We start from the raw sequence: 21266 nt of genomic DNA, 5'->3' as shown, positions 1-21266 counted from the left end.
TACTCGGTGCGGGCCACGGTCAGCCTTCCTGGTGTACGGGGGTTGCGGTCGCCCATACGGCGTCGAAGCTGTTGGCGTAGGTGTCGAACATTCCGCCTGTCTCGTGTCGGCGAAGGTGCCACACGGGGGCGGCGTAGGCGTTGACGCCCAGACGTGTGCGTTGACGAGTTGCTGGTCGTCAGCGCGGTAGAGGGAGTTGTAGAGCGTGGTGCTGTGGGTGCGGACTTCAATGCCGGGGGTGCCGGCCTGCCGAAAAGCCTCGCCCACAGATAGTGGGCGAGGCTTTTCAGTCGCTAATAGGAGGCTTTGGCTCCGGTCCGATCGGGCGGCTGCGGGGGCCGCCAAGGATCATTCCCTCTCGAGGAGACTCATCTCTTCCGGCAGGTGCAGCATCCACCTCTTTCGCACCGGATCACTCTCCAGCTCGGAGACCTCGAGGATGATCGCGGCCAACGCCCGGCGGTCATCTTCTGAAAGCTCCTTGAACAGCGCCGCAGCCGCCTCGATGATGTCCGTCGCGATGTCCGGGTCAATGTCGCCGTCGTCCGCCAGGTCGATGGACACAGCCATGCTGGAGAAAGCGCGCGCCACAACGTGCGTGAGTTCCAATCGGGGACAACTCTCACTCTAATGCTGGTGATCAGGAAATCGCCAAGCAGCTTGCGAGCCCTCTTGGCTTCTGCCGCGTCGGGTACTTCTCACCTGCCTGAGTACGCGTTCGGTCCCACCCGCTCCGCTACTCATTCCTGAGTGCAAGTTGAGCGCCTTCGCTGGAGCAGAAGTCCACCAGCCGGCCACAGAAAAGGCGGCTCCGGTCAAGGATTCCAGAAGACAGACTCTCGAACTCCGCAAGACTCGCAGCATCATCGAACCATGCCCTGTCTTCTTCCATAGAGAGGCCGCCCGATACTTCAACGCCGAGCGAACGCTCCAGAACGAAGAGCGCATCAAACAGCCGCTCCGTGGCGTAAGCCATGGAATCCACCGAGCCATCACTAGCTCCACGCACTCCGAACTCGATGGCCGCTCTCTGAATTCGCCTCAGCCCTAGCCCCCGGGATCGCCCAGTCTCGGCCCTGACGGAAAGGCGAGAGCCCAACTCGGAGAAGGATTCGGCGAGAACGGGACTCTTGGGCGAATTACCAACGATGGAGATCAGACGCTCAGCCTGACTCGATTGTCCTGCCATTTCACTCAACAAAGGCTCGGAGCGAATCAGTGAAAGCCAAACCCACACCTCCCTAATGGATGCCGGGATCTGCTCCACCAACCCTCGCCTCTGCCTCATAAATTCTGGAAGGACGGCTCTGGGGTACTTTCCGATCATCCAAAGCCTTGAGACCTGCTCGTCAAGGAATCTCCAAGCCACCGACGCCGCCCCCAGCCTGGCAGGGCCTGGCATCTCCTCGGGGCACACGCACGTCATACTCAACACCCGCGGGCCCAGGACCTGAAGATCGAAAGACATGTCGCCTGACAGGTGATGCAGGCTCATCTGATCACCCACTGGGCCTCCCGGGACGTCGCCGAGTGTCCGAATCTCCCACTCGGTCCGAACGAGCCCGGACCCGTCAGGCTCACCCAGGGGCCAGGATGCGACATTCATTTGGACTGCATCGAAGCTGTTCCAGTCGAAACTCATGAACGCATCCTGACCGCTAAGAGGTTTTTCTACTAACCTAGACGTACGTCGGCAACCTTGCGCAAGAAAGGCATTGCGCCTGGCCCGAATATTACTTCTTCGGGCATCCCATCACCTGTGGTTCTTGTGGTGATGTGCCCCTCACTCACCAGCCGACCATAGGTGCATTTGCACATTTGGAAGACGAGAACCGCAGCCCCATTCTGTTTACCGCGGTTCCGGGTTACACCCCACTGCGCCGCCGTACTGAAATTGGGATCGGACCCTCCCGAGACCCTGTAGGAGAACAGGTTCCCTGGCTGCCCCACACCACCACCGCTCGTAGCGGCTCTTGCTGCTTCGCTACTCAGGCCGTTTGCCGCAATATCGTCGGCATGCGATGCAGTCGTTCCGTGAGCAAATTCAAGCTGGTCACCGCAGTTGTGGACGAGGACCGGAGTGGCGCCCGCCAGCACATAGTACGTGTGGATGCCCGTCACCGTGAGGTCGTGGGTGCGCTGCCTCTTGTCGAAGTGGCGCGTGTCCGTGACCTCGACCGTGTCACCCGCGGCGGTACGCAGGGTCATGCCGGGACGCAGATTGCCCGCCTCGACCCACTCGCCTTCGGACATCACCCAGAACGGGTGCGTCGTGGTGGCGATCAGCGCCTCGGGCGTTCCGGACTCGTCGACGATTGTGAGGTCGACGAAGTGCTTGTCATCCTCGGTGACGATCGTGCCAGCGACCTCGCGGACCGTCGTCTCGCCCGTCTCCGGGTCGGTGACAATTACCTTGTCGCCGAGCTCGACGTCCTCAATCGCCTTCTTTGTGCCGTCGGCGAGAAGAACCAGGGTGCCGGGGAGGAAGCTGTGGCACTTGTCCTTCCCGAGAGCCCGCGCGGCCTTCTTCTTCGCCGCCGCCAGGGCATCCTTCGCCTTGGCTAGCCGGTCCTTGGCCTTGTCGACGGCCTTGGAGGCCTTGAAGTAGTCCTTGACGCCTCCGATGAGGTCACCGACCAGGCCCGCAACTCGCTTGGCGAGCTTCGCACCATCTGCCCACTTCCATGGCACCCCATACTTGGCGAGGATCTTGCCTGCCAAACCGCCGGCGAAGCTGCCCGCGATATTGAGCAGGGTTTCCCCACAGGCGCCCAAGTCACCGCTGGATATGCAGTCCAGAGCGGCATCGACCCCGAGAATGTCTCGGGCGATCTTCACCAGAGTCGTGGCCGCCTGCTTTATCCGCTGCTTGGCCTGGGACTGCTGGCCCTCCGCCTGAGCAACCTGGACCTCGGCTTCTTCCTTCTCCTCGGCCTCCGGCAAGCACAACATTCCACAGCTGCCACACGTCGGGGTGTCCGGAAGCCCAGGCGCACATGGATACAGGCCGCTGGGGTCGGCGAGGGTGACCGGGCTGTTGTTGGCGTAGGCGTAGCCGTTGATCTGCTGTGGCTGGGTGTGGTCGATGATCGGGTCGACGGAGATGAACTTGCCGATGACCGCGTCGTACTCACGTGCGCCCAGGTGTGTCAGCCCGGTCGACTTGTCGATCGTGCCACCGACATAGCCCTTCTCGCCGGGCCATGTACCGGTCGCCTGGCCCCGCTCGACCCCGAAGGGGTCGAAGCGGCGTTGCGAGACCGCACCGGTCGTGGCGTCGATGGCGAGTTCGCCCGTGCCGTGGTGGTCGGAGGCGACGAACGACACCTTGTTGTCGTTCGTGCGGACCGCGACCGTCTGGCCGGCGTGGGAGTAGTAGCGGGTGGCTTCCTTCTTGGTGCCGTCGGCGGAGAGCTTCAGCTCCATGCCGGGCAGGTAGACGGTCGTTCCGGTCGGGTCCTTGCGCTGGACCCGGTTGCCGCCGCTGTCGTACAGGTAGGTCGTCTCGGACCCGTTGGCCTCCTTCGCCTTGGCGAGCTTGCCCGTGTCGGTCCACTCCAGCACCTGGGCGTCGCCGCCGATGCGCTTGGTGGTGTTGCCGGTGGCGTCGTACTCGTAAGTCGACTGCTTGTCACCGGTCGGGGTGTTCTCGATGACCTTGGTGACCTGGTGCGGCCCGTTGCCGAGGGCTCCGGCCCCGCCGTAGGTGTAGGTGCGGGTGATGTTGTTCACCGGGTTGAGGCCGGTGTCGTGGACCGTCTCGGACGTCCGGTTGCCGATGGCGTCCGTGACGTACGACTTCCAGTAAGGAGCCGGGCCACCCAGCGGGTTCGTGCCCGGGGCGGCCTGGCAGGCCGTCGGCCCGGAACCCTCGACGGGAGCGGTCGAGCCGATCGTGCCGTTCCCGGACGCGGTGGCCACGGTCGACGCCGGGCTCCATGCCTCGGCAAGACGCTTGCGCGAGTCGTAGCCGAAGCACTGGACGTCGGGTGAGGCGGTGTTCGACGTGTCCGCGATGGACAGGACGTTGCCGGCCTGGTCGTAGGAGTAGTTCGCCTCCTTCGCGGGGGCGGACGCGCCGTAGACGTCGACCACCATGCGCGTGAGCCGGTCCGTGCCGGTCTCGTAGTCGAAGGTCTGCCAGACCTTCTTGCCGCCCGTGTTCAGCTCGAGCTGCTGGACGTGGCTCCGGTTGGAGTAGACGGTGTTGGTGACGTACGGCGTCGTGCCTGTCAGCGTCGTCGGGCGCTGAAGGTCGTCGTAACCGCTGACCAGCACCTCGGCGGGCAAGGCGCCTGCGGCGGGCATGCCGCTCGACTGCAGGGTGCCGTCCCGGTTGTACGCCGAGGTGAACGTGTACGTGCCGGCCAGCGATCCCTGCGAGGCAGGCACCACGTAGTTGGTCTTGAGCGGACGGTAGAAGTTGTCCGCCAGCTGAATGGTGGTGGCGAAGTACTCCGTCGGCGTGACGTAGCTGATGTCGGCCCACGCGTGGCCGAGCATCCCCGCCTTGTCGTACCGGGTTTCGGTCAGCCGGGTGCCGGTCGTGACGTCACCCTGCCAGGTGGAAAGCGGACGACCCAGCTTGTCGTACAGCGTGGAGATCTTCTTGCCACGGCTGTCGGTCGCCGAGACGGGTCGGTCGAGGGTGTCGTACTGGGTGGTCGAGGTCCCCGCGTCCGGGTCGACGCTCTTCGTCTTCCGGCCCAGCAGGTCGTACTCGTAGCGCCACTGGTTGCCCTTGGCGTCCGTGACCGTCTCGAGCTGGTTCTTCGGGGTGTAGGTGTACTTCGTGACGTCGTAGCCGGACAACGGGTTCGGCGAGTCGTCCCGGTAGTGCCAGATCTCCTTGGTATTGCCGGCGAAGTCCGTGATGGTCGTGGTGGGTACGCCGCCCTTCGGCGGGTCGACGGTGGTGCGTTCACCGTTGTACGTCGTGGTGGTGCGCCACTGCTCGACGCCCGAGACCGCCATGATCTGCGCGGTCGGCCGGCCGAGGCCGTCGTACTCCATCAGGCTCTGCTGGCCGACCTCGCCGTTTCGGACGATCAGCAGTTCGTCGGAGGCCACGCCCGCCGCGTTGTACGTGGCGTAGGTCTTCTTGACCTTGCCCGTGCCGTCGTAGAACGAGTCCGCGACCATCCGCGTCCCGCCCGGCCCCTCGGTCTGGATCTGGCGCGGGCGCAGCAGGCTGTCGTACAGCTGGTACTCAGAGCCGTATGAACCGTCGTTCTCGATCTTCTCCGTCCGGATCGCTGTGACCTTGTCGCGGCGGACGTTGTACGAGTACTTGATACTCGGGGTCTGGATCTTGGCCCGGTCGGGGAGCCAGACCGAGGTCAGGCGGCCGAGAGCGTCGTAGGCAAGGTCCGTGCGCTTGCCGTTGGGGTCGGTCTGGCCGGTCGACATGCCCCAGGCCGGGACATAGTCGGTGGTCGTGACGTGGCCCAGCGCATTGGTGTTCTTGGTCTGCGAGATCAGGCCGTTGACGTCCGTGTAAGCCGTCTTGGTCTCGGCTCCGGACGCGTCCGTCTGAGACAGCGGGCGGCCGAAGGCGTCGTACGTGGTGGTGCCGGTGACCTGGTAGGTGCCCGTGGTTCCGTCGTGCGACGTGAGGCGCTCAGTCTTGGTGGCATCGCCCTTGGTGGGGGCCTCGCCGAACGCCTTGCCGTCGTAGGAGGTGCGCTCGTCCGCGTGGACTTGAGTTCTTCGGTCGGGTGTGGCAGAGCACTTTACACCCACGGCCTCGCTGCGGGAGGGCAGGGAGAGGATGTTCGCCCCGACATTGTCGGCGTACCAGGTGCGCGTACAGGTGTCGTCGGCCGTCGTGGAGACGTCACCCTGGTCGTCGACCTCCAGCACCCGGCCGGTGCCGTTGGTGGTGTCGTACTTCGTGGTGCTCTTCGTCTCGCGCCAGGTGCCGTCGGACAGCAGGCTGTAGCCACGCTCGGTGTCGGAGCGGACGATGACCGAGTGCGATGTGCCCCAGCTGCGGGTCTGTGTTGCGGTGGTGTACTTCCAGGGCTGGTTGATCACCTTGGAGACGAGCTTGGTTCCGTCGTAGGTGTGCGCCTCCAGCTGGTGGCCTGTGAACTCCTCCGAGTCGGTGTACTCGACGCCGGTGGAGTCCTTGACCTTCACCGAACGCGTGGCGCCGGCGGAGTCCTTGTCGCCGTCCATGCCCTGCAGATACGTGTAGTCGATCCGCGAGGTCTGCTTGTCTGCGCTGCCCGAGGTGACGGTGACCTTGCCGTAGCCCTGCCAGCCGCCCCACGTGAGGTACTTGTCCTCGGTGATGCCGTCCGGCTTCGCCTTACGCCAGGCCGCGTCACCCTGGTAGGCGTACCGGGTGACCAGGCTGTCGCCGCCACCGGTGCGGTCCGTCTCCACGATCTCGGCGACGACGTACTTGTGGAACCAGTCCGTGATCGGCTCGATCGTTCCGGGCGGTGCCCACTTGACCGGGTAGCAGCGCTTGGTCGACTCACCCGGCTTGGGCAGCGCGTCCTTGGTGCACTCGGTCGGCGCGTAGTTGATGTCGAGCTGGGCCCCGGTCTCGCTCAGGACGGCTGCGAGGCGGTAGCGGTGGAACGGCGCGATGTTGTCGCCGATCGCGTCGACCCGGTTGACCAGCTGCTCGCCGTACAGCTCCAGCGTGGGCAGCTTCGCCGCGGTGCCGACCCGTCCCTCGTGGTCGATCTTCGACAGCCACAGGGTCTTCGAGTCGTCGCCGTTGTCAGTGAAAAGGTGGGTGAACGTCCACGCGTCCACGTCCTGGTAGGTGGCCGCGTCCTTGCGCATCTGGGTGGTGATGCCGGTCAGCCGCTTCGTCGTCCAGAAGGTCTGTCCGACGGTGCACTTGGTGTCGGCTTTGCACTCCTGGTCGACCGGTGTATCCGGCCAGTACGCGGCGTTCGCCTTGGTGCGCTTGGACTCCGCGCAATCGAAGTCCGTGGTGGGCAGGCAGCGTTCGAGAACGTTGAAAACGACGCGGGCGGGTGCATCGGCCGCGTAGACGGAGCCGTCGCGCTCGCCGTAGTCGATCCGCTTGAGATAGCCGCCGCGGTGGTATGCCGTGCCGTTGACGTCCGTCTTGCCGTTGAGGGCGTAGTGGTTCGTCTCGGGTGCGTAGAAGTAGGACATCACGTTCCCGTGGGTGTCCTTGACGTAGTCCAGGCTCCAGCGCCAGGCCTGCTTGCAGTGCGCGCTGGTGAAGGTGGCGTTGTAACAGGGCTCGCCGGAGTCGTCACCGAAGACGGGGACGGTCCACGTGGAGCCGGTCTGCTCGTTACCGGTGGCCCAGCCGGGCAGACGGTTGAGACCGAACCAGTACTCGGTGCCGTCGGAAGTGGTGACTTTCCAGTGCTCGCCGTCGTTGTCGCCATTGTGCGTGGCGCCGGTGAGCTTTTCCACTCTCGTACCGTCGTCGGACGAGAACTTCCAGTCGCCGGTCTTGTCGTCCTTGATCAGCTCGCTGGAGCTGCCGTTGAGCATGACCGTGGCGTTGTCGAACGCCCAGCACTGCTCGCCTGAGGAAGAGTGGCCGTCGTCGGCACACGGCTTGTAGCGACGCTCGATGTAGCCCGCGTCGTACGAGAAGCCCTCACCGATCCACGAACCCTGATTGTTGGTCGCGGAGGTACGGCCGTCGGCCGACTGGGACGAGTAGCCGAGGCCCACGGTCGGCGTCTGGCCGCCCGGCGTGGGCACCGTCCGCATCGGATAGTTCCAGCTGAAGCCGCCGGACGAGTTGGCAACATTCCAGCTCGCCGACGGGGAGAGCGAGGTCGCCTTGTACGTGCCCTGCGCCGAGGACGGACCGGCCGCGAGCGCGACGATCTCCGTGCCCTCGACGGCCATCGTCGACGGGCCGGACTCCCGAGCGGGGGCAGCGACGACGGTGGCGGAGACCGTGCGGTCCTCGGGGTCGTTGACCGTCGGCAGCGGCTTCGGCAGCTCGGGGCACGCCTTGCTGCCGGGGGTTGCTACGGCCGCACAGGCGGGCAGCTGGACGAGGTGCAGGCGGGAGGCGTACGAGCCGCCGTAGCCCTCCGCGAAGGAGGAGTAGTCGACGGTCAGGCGCACCTTCGCGTCCTTCGCCTTGCCGTCGGCGCGCTCAATGCGCAGCAGCGCGGCTGAGTGAAGTTCGGCTGCCCGCTTGGCGGGCAGCACGTCGACCTTCACCTCGGCCGGGGCGGCTGGGGCGGAGGCGCTGCCGGCGCGTGCCGACTTCGCTGCCTTGGCCGGCACCGAGGAGACCGCGACCGGCAGTCCGCCGACCGTCGTCTCCTTCGGCGCGGTGGACGCGACGGCGAGTTCGGCGCTGCCGCCGCCGGGCCAGACCGCCTTGTCGAGCGCCCTGACCGCGGCCTTCTTCGCCGGATCGGCCGGACGTGGTGCGGCCTTGGCGTCCTTGCCCTCGATGGGGTCGCCGAAGTCCTGCACGCCGGGTCTGCCCCGGCCCTGCTCCTGCAGGGTGAGCGGCATCGCCTGGACCGTACCGCCGGTCAGGGCAATGGTCACCCCCAAGGCGGTCGCTGCAAGCAGCCGCCTGGGTATGCGCCGGTTCAGCAACCGGCCACGAAATGGCATCACGTGTCTCCACACGTAGAAAGGGATGGAATGGCAACAGGCGGGTGCGCCGGCCCCGGAAGGCCGGCGCGCCCGCCGCCGGGATCACATGTCCGGCAGGACCGTGAGGCTGGCCATCTGCTGGATCGCGGTCTTGTCCGCGGCTCCGCTGTAGACGCGGACCTCGTCGATCGCGCCCGCGAAGTACTCGCTGCCGCCGAGTGCCGAACGGCCCACCTGGAGACCGCCCGTGGCACTCCAGAGGGTGCTGTCCTCCCCGTACGCCTCACTGGCGAGGAGGCCGTTCACATACAGCCGGATCGTGTTGCCGAAGGCGTCGTAGACGACGGCAAGGTGCTGCCCTTCCGGATCGGCTTCCGGCAGTGCCTGGCTGTCCGTGAAGGTCTTCACGGCGGCGGTGGCCGAGTCGGACTCGGCGACGGCCAGCTCCCACATCGACGGGGTCTGCGCATCCGGCGCCGGACGCTGCCGGACACTCAAACGATTGGCTGCCATTCCGGGCAGAGAGAACACCGTCTGCGCCCTTGCGGGGTCGAGCGTGGTGAGCCGCACACGTGCCGACACCGTGAAGCTCGCCGCGCCGCTGACCGGAGCCGTCCCGGTCGACGCATAGTCACCGTCGCCGTCGAGCTGCAGATGACCGGCTCCCACCATCGGGCCGTAGCCGTCGTAAAGCGGGTCCTCCGGCATGGTGAAGATCAACGCGTTGCCGGCGAGCGTCAGCGCCTGCCCCGTCCCCGTGTCCGGGGACGAGCCCGAGGAGGAGGAGTCGAGCTGCCAGTAGTTCTTGCGCTCCGGCTTGACCGTCATCATCTCCGCCACCTGCGCGGCGGGCAGGACGCGGTCGAAGATGCGGACCTCGGCGAGGTCGCCGTCGAAGTTGTCGCGGTATCCGCTCTTCGCCGTGGTGCGGCCGAGCTGCAGCGGGCCGTAGGACCGCCACACCGAGCGGCGGGAGGCGACACCCCTGGAGTCCTTGTTGACGTAGAGCCGCAGTTCGGACTTGGTCGCGTCGTAGACACCCGTCAGCTGGATCCACTGGTCCGGTACGACGCTGACACCCGTGGCGACCGCCTTCCACTCGCCGAGCGAGTCGACGTCGGTCACCGGGACGGAGAACGCCCAGGTGCCAGCGGTGTGGTCGTAGCCGAGGGTGAAGCCGGGCTCGCCGGTGCCGTCCTGGCTGACGACGGCCATGTCACGGGTCGGGGTGCCCTTCGGGCGGACCCAGGCGCTGACGCTGAAGCTCTTCGAGGAGTCGAGGACCGTCTCGTTGACGTCCGCGTAGGCGGCGGAGGTGCCGTCGAAGCGGGCGGCCGCGTCGACCTTGCCGCCGGGGCCCTCCACGCCGAAGGTGACGCCCGTGCCCGCGTTCGCGGAGAAGGCTCCGGTCTCGTCGTGCGCCTCGGTGCTGGTCGGCGCGTCGGCGAGGTTCCACTGGGCGGTGACGGGGGTGCCCTCGGTCACGAGGAACTCGTAGTGCGCCTTGGTGCTGGGGTTCTCCGCCTTGTCGACGGCGATGACGTCGACCCAGTGGCGTCCCGCACGGGGCGGCATCCACGTCACGGTCGCGGGACCGCCTGCCGACGTGGCGTTGACAGTCGTAGCCGGGGAGGCCGTACTGTCGAACGCGTACCGGTACTTCACGATATCGGTGTCCGGCACCGAGTCGTTCGGGTTGGGCGAGAAGGTGAACGAGCCGTAGGTGCCGACGCCGTCGTGGTAGACGCTGTCGGACGGGTACTCCTTGGAGAGCACGTTCGGCTTGCCCGGCAATGTCTTGTCGTAGATGAACTCGCAGCGGACCGTGTCGCCGTCATAGCTCCAGGGCCCGTAACCGTCACCGTCGTAGGCGCGTGCGCTCCAGAAGATGACGGTGTTCTGCGGGATCGTCGACTTCACCGTGTGCGTGAATTTGGTGCTGGGCGTCGGCGCGAGCCAGCTCGGGGTGAGGTACGTGTAGCTCTTCGCCTCCTTGGTGACCGGGTCCGTCCAGTCCACCTTGAACTCGACCTTGACCTTGTCGGTCTGACCGTTGGCATGGTCGGGGTCGCTCGCCACCGCCTGCAGCTGCGGCGGGACCTCCGCATAGGGGCGGCCGGCGCCCGTGGCGCACACACCGCCAGGGTTCTGCGACAGCGTGGTGATCTTCCGCGGCAGGTTGTTGTAGCTGATCGACAGATACGCGTTGCCGCAGACCCGCTTCCACTCCGGCAGCCGGGTCTCGTCGGCGGCTCGCAGGCCGAGCGTCATCGAGGACCAGCCCTCGGCTGCGGCCGTCTTCACCTCGGTGGTCAGCTCGCCCGTGGCGCCGGCCTCGAAGTGCAGGTTGGCCTGGCTGGAGCAACTCGTCGGCGAGATCGCCTTCTCGACCGTGCCGATGTGGTCGAGCCAGTCGTCCGAGGTGTTGGACCAGTTGGAGGAGGAGGTGATGCTGTAGTTCTTGCCGCCGATGCGGTAGAGCCGGATCGGCTCGGCGGTCGGCGTCGCGCTGTAGATGTGCTCGACGCGTGCGGAGAACGTCGCGCCGAGGATCTGCTTGCCCGAGTAGAACGACATCGGCATGGTGAACAGAACACGGCGGACGCCGACGCCGTTGCAGGACACCGGGTTGTAGTCGGTGGGGCACTTGCCCACACCGGCGCTGCCGGAGTACTTCCAGTCCTGCTCGGTCGGCATGCCCGACATCACGCCGGTCCACGCGGTGCGCGAGGTGGTGCGCTGGATCGGGTCGATGACGACCGGGAAGACGGTGTCCTTGCCCTTGAGAAGCTTCTGGTCGGGCACCAGGGACAGCTTCCCCTTGCCGACCTGGACGCCGAGCGGCGAGGTCTTGCCCCCACCGCCGGGACCGGCGAGCGCGGGCTCCGGGGCGACGGCCGGGGCGGGAGCCGCGTCCGCGGACGCGGCGGCGAGCGCCTTGGAGACGGCCCGCGGGCCCTGCTTCCTGGCGGCGGCCTCCTTGACGGCGGCCGAGTCCCACATGACGGGCTTGCCGGCCTCGAAGACGGTGCCGCCGACGGCGGCGTCCTCGGCCTTGAGCGCGCCGGTGGCAGCCTCGGTGACCTTCAGTCCGTCGGTCGTGAGGCCCAGGTCGACCCGGGCGATCCTCGGATCGGCGGCGGCCTCGGGGGTCTTGACGATCAGGAGGTGGCCGAAGCCGTCGGCCTCCGCGCGCACCGTGAGGTCCACACCGGGCAGCGCGTCCTTGTACGTGGCCGTCTCACCGTCGAGGACCGGTGCCGGCAGCTTTCCGTACGGCCAGGTCAGGGACAGTTCGCGGCCCGCCTGGTTCATCCTGACGAACGGCTTGCCGGCCGTGCCGTCCGAGAACGACAGGGCCACGGCGGTCGCCTTCGGCGCCACACTGCCGTCGGACCGGCGCACCAGGGTCTTGTCGATGTCGACCCACGAGCCGTCCCGGAAGGTGCGGATCGGATCGGTGTACTCCCGGGCCGTGAACGTCCCGTTGGGCTCGGCGTAGATCTCCCGGCGCGCGGTGCGCATGCCGAGGATCTCGATCTTCTTGTTGCTCTTCTTCGCGACCGCGAGGGCCTCGGCCTCCGTCTGCACGGGGGTCCCCGCGCCGACGGCGGACTGCTTCGGTGCGGCGTCCGCACCATCCGGTTCGTACGGCAGCGCGTGGAAGCCGCCGGTCAGTACGACGCCGGCCGTCACCGCGGCGATCGCGCCGCGCAGCCCGAGGCCGCGTCGTATACGTCTGGACACGTGTCCGTTCTCCTTGTGGTTCATCAGCGGACCGCCGCACCGAAGGCGGTGCCGCCGGCGGGGATACCGCTCTCGCCGGGCTTGAATGTCTGCGTGGGGGCGCCGCCGTTGGCGACGTTCCACGGAAAGAGGTGGACCGCGTGGCCCGCCGCGGGCCCGTAGGGCATGCCGACGTACAAACCGCCCGGCGCGGCGGCCAGGCTGAGGCCCGCAAGCTGGTTGGGGGCCGGTTCGCCCGGGATGCCGTAACCCGGGTCGAACCAGGCGTCGGAGACCCCGGGCGCGCCGACCATGGGCACGACGTGGACGCCGCCCTTCTCGCGGTGCTCCTCCGACGACTCCTCACCGGGGACGCCGACAGCGAGCCGGGTATTGCCGGCAGAACTGGTACTGCTGGGAGCGGTGTTGACGGCCGTAAGGCGCTGGCCGAAGAAGTCGCCCGGCTCGCTCTCCTGCTCTACGTCGGCGGAGTTCTGGTCGAGCCACATGGTCTGGGTGAAGGTGCCCGAAGCGGTGACCCGGAAGACGTGGACGGCACCCGCGTCGACCGTCGTGGACAGATCCTCGCCGGGGACGCCGACGGCGAGCAGTGACTCCGTGGTCGACGTCGCCCCTGCCGGGCGGTAGGGGACCATGGCCAGTGATGTCGCGAAGCCGTCGCCAGGCTCCTCGCTGCCCCCGATCACATCCTGGTCCTGGCCCAAGCCGAACAGCGGCTTGGGGGAACCGGACGACAGCGTGTGGCTGAAGACGGCCGCGCCTCCCGCGAACCTCGCCGAGCCGATCGCCTCACCGGGCGTTCCGACGGCGAAGTGCGTCGGTGTGGAGGCGATCGCCGCGCCGAAACGGTCGTCCACCTCGGCCGTGCCAGGTACCGCTCCGCCCGTCTCGACGTCCTGGTTGACGCTGGCCACGGTCTGCGCGGTCCCGTGGATGTAGACGAAGCCGCCGGCGTCCTCCACCGTGCCGATCGACTCCCCCGGTATGCCGACGATCAGGTACGGCACGTCCGCGGACGTCTTGCCGGCGGAGAGTGCGTACCCGGCCCAGTCGCCGGGTTCGGCGGCGCCGCCCAGGGTCGCTGTGTCGCCCTGCATGTGCTCCTTGACGGCCTTGCCACCATTCAGACCAGCCGGAGAGCCGTACACGATATGCACCCAGCCGGCGTCGGCGTTGGTGGAGAGGTCCTCGTACGGGGAGCCGACGGCCAGGTCGGCGCAGCCGTCGGAGTCGGCGTCGTACACGGCGAGGGCAAAGCCGTACTGGTCGCCAGGTTCGGAGCCGCCGGGGACTCCCGGGGTCTCCTGTGACAGCTGCAGGGCCCCCTTGCCGCCGCCGTAGACGATGTGCACGACGCCCGCGCGCGTCTTGCCGTTGGCGGTCGCCTCCGGATCGGCGATCGCCGTGTCGCGGATCCCGTCGCCGTTGAAGTCCGACTCCACGCCGGAACAGCCGGGGGCGACCGCGCCGGTCGTCGCCGGGCCGAGACCGAGGGCGGAGGCGGTCAGGACGAGTGCGCTCGCGGCGAGCGCCGTTCGCCGTCGGACGGCCCGCAGCCGCAGGGGCGTTCTGATGTCCAATGGACTGGTCCTCCCTTAGGTGGTCGGCGGTTCACCGCCGGACGTCTTCGAAATCTGAACCGAAATAGCCAGATTCGGGTACTACTTGCCGGTCTGGAGGCATACGACCGGCTCGCGTGCGGTCGATGGACCACCGAGTTGACGCCACATATGAACATCCGTTCGATGGCGAGTCGCGCCACGGCAGAACAGGCAGCACAGCCGCCTGCGTGGTGTCGGGGTAGCTGATGGCTCATCCGTCGTCGGGAATGCCACACCACGCACTGGCCTTCAGTTCAGAAGCACGCCCCATGCGGATCGGTCGGCCGCTGGACCGCTTCTGCATCCGCGGTGGTCTCACGGAACGGAATGGGGCACCGTTCCGCTGTAGAACCTGCCGACGGGGCCTGTCGATGTCGACCCACGAGCCGTTCTGATGGGTACGGATAGGGTCGGTGTACTCCTGGGCCGTGAACGTGCCATTGGCTCGGCGTAGATCTCACGGCGAGCCGTGCGCATGCCGAGAATCTCGACCTTCTTGCCGCTCTTCTTGGCGATCGTGAGCGCCTCGGCCTCTGTCTGCACCGGCTTGCCTGCAGCAACCGTCTACTACTCGGGCACGGTGCTGTTCGGTCTGAGTCGCCGGGAAGTGCGTTGAAGCCCCCGGTCAGTACGACGCCGGCCGCCACCGCGGCGACCGCGTCGCGCAGGACGAGGCTGCGTCGTATGCGCCTGGACAGGTATCCGTTCTTCCTGTTGCTCATCAGCGCACCGCCGTACCGAAGGAGGTGTCACCCGTGGGGATGCCGCCCTCACCGGGCTTGAAGGTCTGGGTGGGCGCGCCGCCGTTCGCCGCGTTCCACGGGAAGAGGTGGACGGCGTGACCGGCCTGCGGGCCGTACGGCATGCCGACGTACAGCCCTCCCGGGGTCGCCGCCAGGCTGAGTCCCGCGAGCTGGAGCGGCGCCGGTTCGCCGGGGATGCCCCAGCCCGGGTCGATCCAGGAGTCGGACGCGCCGGGCGCGCCGACCATGGGCACGATGTGGACGCCGCCCTTCTCGCGGTGCTCCTCGGTCGGCTCCTCACCGGGGACGCCGATGGCGAGCCGGGTGTTCGTCCCCGAACTGGTGCTGCTCGGAGCGGTGTTGACGGCGGCCAGGCGCTGCCCGAAGAAGTCGCCCGCCTCGCCCCCCTGCTCGACGTTCGCGGTGTTCTGGTCGATCCACAGCGTCTCGGTGAAGGCACCGCTCGCGGAGATCTTGAAGATCTGCACGGCTCCCGCGTCGACCGTCGTCGACAGGTCTTCACCGGGCACCCCGACGGCCAGGAGGGACTCGGTGGTGGACGTGGCACCCGACGCCCGGTACGGAACCATCGCGAGAGCGGTCCCGAAGCCGTCGCCCGGTTCCTCGGCCCCGGTGATCACGTCCTGGTCCTGGGCCAGGCCGGCAAGGGGCTTGGGGTAGCCCGAGGACAGCGTGTGGCTGAAGACGGCCACGCCACCGGCGAACGGCACGGTGCCGAGCGCCTCGCCCGGGGTGCCCGCGGCGAAGTGGGTCGGCGTGGTGGCGAGCGACGCGCCGAACCGGTCGTCCGGCTCGGCGACACCCGGCACCGCACCTCCGGTCTCGACGTCCTGGTGGATGATGCCGACGACGGTCTGCGCGGTCCCGTGGATGTAGACGAAGCCGCCGGCGTCCTCCACGGTGCCGATGGACTCGCCCGGTACGCCTGCGATGAGGTACGGGCTTCCCGTGGACGTCCTGCCCGCGGCGAGTGCGTACCCGAGCCAGTCACCCGGCTCGGCCGCACCGCCGATGGTCGTTCCCTCCCCCTGGAGGTGCTCCTTGGGAACCTTGCCGCCGTTGAGGCCTGCGGCTGAGCCGTAGACGATGTGCACCAGGCCGGCGTCGGCGTTGGTGGAGACGTCCTCGTACGGGGCACCGACGGCCAGGTCGGCACAGCCGTCGGCGTCGGCGTCGTAGACGGCGAGGGCGAATCCGTACCGGTCGCCCCGCTCGGCCCACCCCTGTACGTTCGGCGAGTCCTGCGAGAGTTCGTACGTCCCCTTCCCTCCGCCGTAGACGATCCTCACGAGTCCCGCCTCGGCGTGACCCGCGACGGTCGCCTCCGGATCGGCGATCGCCGTGTCACGGATGCCGTCGCCGTTGAAGTCCGACTCCACGCCACTGCAGCCGGCGACAGTCACGGCTGGGGCCGCCGGACTGACGCCCAGGGCCGAGGCGGTCAGTACGACTGCACTCGCTGCGAGCACCGTTCGCCGTCGGACGGCCCGCAGGCGCGGGCGCGTTCTGATGTTCAATGGACTGAGTCCTCCCCTGCGTGATGCCGGCGGCACTCCGCCGGAGGTCTTCGAAAATCTGCCTGACGAGCCGGACTCGGGTGCGACTTGCCGGTCTGCATGCGTATGACCGGCTCAAGTACGACTGGGAGATCGCGGAGTTGACGCCGCGCACGCGCATCCGTGATCGACGGCAAGTAACGCCCGGTGGACATGCCGCACAGCCGACTGCGTGGTTGCGGCGGCAGCTGATGGTTCGTCCGTCGTCGGGAATGCCACACTCCGATCGCGCCGTACTCCCGGGTGGGCGACCGCACTGGCCTTCAGTTCAGAAACACGCCCCATGCGGAACGGTCGGCTGCTGGACCGCTTCTGCATCCCGTCCACGGGCTATCCCCAGTGACACTCCCACGCGCGCGAGGAAGGGAGTCGGAGTGCTGATACACAGGCAGCCTGCCTGCAGCCCTCCTGCTGTCGTCCGCCCCGGGTCCGGAACCATGGAAACCACGCGGTGTGGGCTCGGCATAGCCGCCGCCCCGGCCCAAGAGGCCACCCGTCCCGGGTACTTGGAGCGACGGGGCAGCCTCGACAGCCTCTTCGCCGGGGAAGTCACCGTCCCGCAGCCCGATTTCGGCAGTGCACGACAGGTAAGCAGTCGGCACGTGGCGGATCCCGGTGGCTGCCGTGGTACGTGGCTCCATAGCCCGGCCCAGCAGCACAACAAGCGTCGCCAGGAGCAGCGCCGTGACGGCCCGCCCCCGCTGCACACCGACCGGCAACATCGCTCGCTCCCCCGGCTGTAAGCCTGTTTCGCAGGTGAGGCCCCCACAACCCGCGGAATCGAACGCAATATCGCAGCCGCCGATACGCCGGACAAGATCAGATGTCCGACATCGGCCCATCCAATACGGTCACAACTTGATCACTTCACGTACGCCATAAGGTCATGAGCAACACACGAGCAGGACATCGTCGGCGGGACGGAGAGGGAATCCGGGCTTCACGGCGGGTCCTGGCGGGCCGGACCGGGCGATCACTCTGGCCACATGGGCATCACGGTTCGGGTTCCGTATGAAGCAGGTGTGATCAAGTGAGGCAGCGGGGCTCATAGGTGATCACATTCTTCTCTACAAAAAGTGACGTCATGCGAGCCGCGTTCATCCGACGTTCCGCTACCGCCGCCTCCGCAGTGTCCCTCGCTCTGCTGGTCACCGCCTGCGGTGCCGGCAAGAGTGACAGCGTCGCCGAAGACGGAGCCAAGAGCGAGGCCTCCACATCCGCCGAGCCCAACGCAAAGGCGCTCTCCACAGACGAGTTGGAGAAGGCCGTGCTGGCCGACGGTGACGTCGAAGGCTACAAGGTCACCAAGCCCGGGCCGGCCGACATCACCGAGAAGGCCACCGCTAATAGGGCCGAGTGCACACCGCTCGCGGAGGTCTCCTCCGGCCTCGCGCAGGGTGAGCCTGTCGCCACCGTGCAGCGGAAGGTGCTGCAGGAGCCGGCCAAGAAACCCTCCGAGGGTGTGGTCACGGGGTCCGATGAGGACAAGAAACTTTCGGACATGACGGAGGATGAGCTCGACAAGGCGCTCCAGGAGTTCGAGGATTCGTTCACCTCGGCTCTCAGCATGACTGCGACCCTCGACTCCCTTGACACGTACGACGCAAGGGAGCGGGGGAGGCCCTGACGGCGATCAAAACTTCCGCCTCCGCCTGTGCCGACGGGTACACCGTCGACGCCGACGGTGAGAAGACCAAAGTCACCAAGGTCGAGGAACTGACGGTATCCGGTGGCCAGGAGGCCGTCGGCTGGGCCCTTACCGCCGAAATCGAGGACATGGAAGTGCCCGTCAAGGTGGCCATCGTCCGTCAGGGCTCGACACTCGTCTCCTTCGTGTCCTTCAACCTCAGCTCCGCGGCGACCGGCGGCAAGGACTTCCCGCTGCCCAACGCCGTCATCGACGCGCAGGTCGGCAAGCTCGCCAAGCAGAGCTGACGCCTCCCGCTCCGACTTCAGCTCCCTCGCCACGCCGGAGCCGGGTCTGCCTCGCAGAGGTGTCTCTGAGCGGTGGGCGGGCTCGATCCACGGATCCAGGCGGTCACCACGGGACTCCTCGACTCGGTGCCCGAACGGACCGACTTCGGCCTGGTGGGCCCCTCCCCGGCTGAACGGCGGCGACGGAACAGCCTCGCCCTGCATGCAGCAGCGCACCGGATTCACGCCGTGCCGTGAATCCGCACAGACAGCGCAGAAGAGGGCACGGCCCCTCCGGATTCCGGAAGGGCCGTGCCCCGTACGGCGGAACGGCTCAGCGCAGCAGCACGCCCGCGTCCTGCCCCGCGGCCTCCGGCGGCAGCGCCACCAGCCCCATGTCCGCGCCCGCCGGGATCAGCCGGTGGGCGGGCAGCACCCGCACCGTGTAGCCGAACGGTCCCGTGCGGTCCAGCGCCAACGGCCCCTCGTACACCCAGCGGCCCTCCAGATCCGGCCCGCTCGACGGTTTCAGCGGGAAGGTCTGGGCGTCGCGGATCGCGTCGTCGGAGTCGACCCGGCCCGCCACCGCCTGCACCTCCACGTCGTCCGGCCGCAGTTCACCGAGCCGGGCCTGCACCCGCAGGGTCAGCGTGGACCCGAGACCCGCCGTCGCCGCGGCACCCGCACCCGCGTCCTGGTCCACGGCCTCCACATGGTCGACCGCGACCTGCGGCCAGCCCGCCCGCACCCGTGCCTTCCAGTCCGCGAGTTCCTCGGCGGCGGACGCGTCCAGGGCCCGGTGGGCCTTCGCCGCGGGGGCGTAGAGCCGCTCAACGTACTCGCGCACCATGCGGCCCGCGAGCACCTTGGGGCCGAGCGTGGTCAGGGTGCGGCGCACCATCGCGATCCAGCGGTCGGGCAGGCCGCCCGAGCCCTGCTCGTAGAAGCGGGGCGCGACCCGGTCCTCGATCAGCGAGTACAGCGCCGCGGCCTCCAGTTCGTCGCGGCGGTCCTCGTCGGTGGCCGCGCCGTCGGCGGTGGGGATCGCCCAGCCGAAGTCCGGCTCGTACCACTCGTCCCACCAGCCGTCGAGCACCGACAGGTTGAGGGATCCGTTCAGCGCGGCCTTCATCCCGCTCGTGCCGCACGCCTCCAGCGGACGCAGCGGATTGTTGAGCCACACGTCGCAGCCCGGGTAGAGCTTCTTCGCCATCGCCATGCCGTAGTCGGGCAGGAAGACGATGCGGTGGCGCACCTTCGGGTCGTCGGCGAAGCGCACCAGTTCGCGTACGAGACGCTTGCCTCCGTCGTCGGCCGGGTGGGCCTTGCCCGCGACGACGATCTGGATCGGGTGTGTGGGGTGCAGCAGCAGCTCGGTGAGTTTGCGGCGGTCGCGCAGCATCAGCGTGAGCCGCTTGTACGACGGCACCCGCCGGGCGAACCCGATGGTGAGCACGTCGGGGTCGAGCACCCCGTCGATCCAGCCCAGTTCGGCGGCGCCCGCGCCACGCTGTCGCCAGGACGCGCGCAGCCTCTCCCTCACCTCCTGCACCAGCTGCTCGCGCAGCGAGCGGCGCAGCTCCCAGATGTCGGCGTCGGGGATGTTCGCGACGGCGTCCCAGCGCGAGGACCCGCCGACCGACAGGGCGTCCTCCGCGCGGCCCGGGCCGATCTGACGCGCCCCCAGCCGGAAGACCTCGGGCGCGACCCACGTCGGCGCGTGCACGCCGTTGGTGATCGAGGTGATGGGCACCTCGGCCGCGTCGAAGCCCGGCCACAGCCCGGAGAACATCTCGCGGCTGACGGCTCCGTGGAGCCGGGAGACGCCGTTGGCGCGCTGGGCGAGCCGCAGGCCCATCACCGCCATGTTGAACAGGCCCGGCTCGCCGCCGGGGTAGCTCTCGGTGCCCAGCTGGAGCACCCGGTCGACGGGCACTCCGGGCAGCTCGGCCCCGTCCGCGAAATGCCGGGCGACGAGATCACGGTCGAAGCGGTCGATGCCCGCGGGCACCGGTGTGTGGGTGGTGAACACCGTGCCCGCGCGCACGGCTTCGAGGGCCGCGTCGAATCCGAGGCCGGCGCTCTCGCCCAGTTCACGGATGCGCTCCAGGCCGAGGAAGCCGGCGTGGCCCTCGTTGGTGTGGAACACCTCGGGCGCCTCGTGCCCGGTGATCCTGCAGTACGCGCGGACCGCCCGGACGCCGCCGATGCCGAGCAGCATCTCCTGGAGCAGGCGGTGCTCGCTGCCGCCGCCGTAGAGCCGGTCGGTGACGTCTCGGGCGCCCGGTCCGTTGCCCTCGACGTCGGAGTCGAGCATCAGCAGGGGGACGCGGCCGACCCGGGCGATCCAGATGTGGGCGTGCAGCAGGCGGCCGCCGGGCAGGGCCAGGGACACTCCGGCAGGCGTCCCGTCGGCCTCCCGCAGCAGGGTGAGCGGCAGTTCGTTCGGATCGAGCACGGGATAGTGCTCCTGCTGCCAGCCGTCGCGGGACAGCGACTGGCGGAAGTAGCCGTGCCGGTAGAGCAGGCCGACTCCGATCAGGGGCACGCCGAGGTCGCTGGCGGCCTTGAGGTGGTCGCCGGCGAGGATGCCGAGGCCGCCCGAGTACTGGGGCAGGGCGGCGGTGACACCGAACTCCGGCGAGAAGTAGGCGATGGCGGCGGGGAATCCGCCGTCGCCGAGGTCGCCGTCCCCGGACTGGTACCACCTGCGTCCGTGCAGGTAGTCGTCCAGGTCGTCGGCGGCCGCGGCGAGCCGGCGCAGGAAGCGCCGGTCCTTGGCCAGTTCCGCCATCCGGGCGGCGGACACGTTCCCGAGGAGCCGCACGGGATCGCCGGCGACGGCCTGCCACCCCTCGGGATCGACGGAGCGGAACAGCTCTTGGGTCTCGGCGTGCCAGGACCAGCGCAGATTGCGCGCCAGGCCGCTGAGCGGTTGCAGTGGTTCGGGGAGGACGGGGCGGACGGTGAATCGACGAATGGCCTTCACAGGTCCCACCTTCGCAGGGGATGTACGCATCCGAGCGGACGCACGACGGTGTGCGTCCTTTTCCGTCGTTCCCGACGTTAGTCGCACCCCGTCCTCCCCGACCACGGCGCACGGCCCCCTC

The 21266-nt window shown here is 68.1% G+C and carries 9 protein-coding genes and 1 pseudogene; 2 read left to right on the top strand and 8 right to left on the bottom strand.

Annotated elements, in window-relative coordinates; translation table 11 throughout:
• Nucleotides 1-19: 19 nt before the first annotated feature.
• From HW130_RS35565 to HW130_RS02415, 7 genes and pseudogenes are all read right to left on the bottom strand, one after another.
• Nucleotides 20-246 (bottom strand): annotated as a pseudogene (locus HW130_RS35565) (XRE family transcriptional regulator); the annotation flags it as partial.
• Between the two features lie 102 nt (nt 247-348).
• A complete protein-coding gene (locus tag HW130_RS02440; protein ID WP_256355789.1) occupies nt 349-570 on the bottom strand; it encodes a hypothetical protein in 222 nt (73 codons plus the stop codon).
• A 166-nt stretch (nt 571-736) separates the two neighbouring features.
• On the bottom strand, nt 737-1642 hold the full coding sequence (locus tag HW130_RS02435; RefSeq protein ID WP_177147667.1) for a hypothetical protein: 906 nt from the start codon (nt 1640-1642) through the stop codon (nt 737-739).
• Nucleotides 1643-1674: 32 nt separating this feature from the next.
• A complete protein-coding gene (locus HW130_RS02430) occupies nt 1675-8487 on the bottom strand; it encodes a polymorphic toxin-type HINT domain-containing protein (protein WP_177147666.1) in 6813 nt (2270 codons plus the stop codon).
• A 189-nt stretch (nt 8488-8676) separates the two neighbouring features.
• Complete coding sequence (locus HW130_RS36630) at nt 8677-12321, bottom strand: LamG domain-containing protein (RefSeq protein ID WP_177147665.1); 3645 nt, start codon at nt 12319-12321, stop codon at nt 8677-8679.
• Nucleotides 12322-12344: 23 nt separating this feature from the next.
• The gene (locus tag HW130_RS02420) at nt 12345-13901 is read right to left on the bottom strand and encodes a VCBS repeat-containing protein (RefSeq protein WP_256355788.1); all 1557 of its coding nucleotides are present in this window, start codon (nt 13899-13901) and stop codon (nt 12345-12347) included.
• 742 nt (nt 13902-14643) lie between these two features.
• A complete protein-coding gene (locus HW130_RS02415) occupies nt 14644-16089 on the bottom strand; it encodes a VCBS repeat-containing protein (protein ID WP_309140296.1) in 1446 nt (481 codons plus the stop codon).
• A 1282-nt stretch (nt 16090-17371) separates the two neighbouring features.
• Here HW130_RS02415 and HW130_RS35555 point away from each other — a divergent pair.
• Entirely contained in the window at nt 17372-17869 is a 498-nt protein-coding gene (locus tag HW130_RS35555) for a hypothetical protein (RefSeq protein WP_256355786.1), read from the top strand.
• Nucleotides 17870-18024: 155 nt separating this feature from the next.
• Nucleotides 18025-18177, top strand: a complete 153-nt coding sequence (locus HW130_RS35550) for a hypothetical protein (RefSeq protein WP_256355785.1) — start codon at nt 18025-18027, stop codon at nt 18175-18177.
• A 313-nt stretch (nt 18178-18490) separates the two neighbouring features.
• On the opposite strand, the gene glgP is transcribed toward HW130_RS35550, so the two are convergent.
• Nucleotides 18491-21145 (bottom strand): alpha-glucan family phosphorylase, encoded by a 2655-nt coding sequence (glgP, locus tag HW130_RS02405; RefSeq protein ID WP_177147664.1) that lies wholly within the window; start codon nt 21143-21145, stop codon nt 18491-18493.
• Between the last annotated feature and the right edge of the window lie 121 nt (nt 21146-21266).

Origin of the sequence: Streptomyces sp. PKU-EA00015 (assembly GCF_013387495.1) — a bacterium.
Taxonomy (GTDB): Bacteria; Actinomycetota; Actinomycetes; order Streptomycetales; family Streptomycetaceae; genus Streptomyces.
Note: the sequence above shows the minus strand (reverse complement) of the source record. Positions and strands in the feature narration are given on the sequence as shown.

Excerpts from the sequence above, each read along its gene's own strand:
- HW130_RS02440 (WP_256355789.1), bottom strand. The coding sequence starts at position 570 with ATGGCTGTGTCCATCGACCTGGCGGACGACGGCGACATTGACCCGGAC.
- HW130_RS02435 (WP_177147667.1), bottom strand. The coding sequence starts at position 1,642 with ATGAGTTTCGACTGGAACAGCTTCGATGCAGTCCAAATGAATGTCGCA.
- HW130_RS02430 (WP_177147666.1), bottom strand. The coding sequence starts at position 8,487 with ATGCCGCTCACCCTGCAGGAGCAGGGCCGGGGCAGACCCGGCGTGCAG.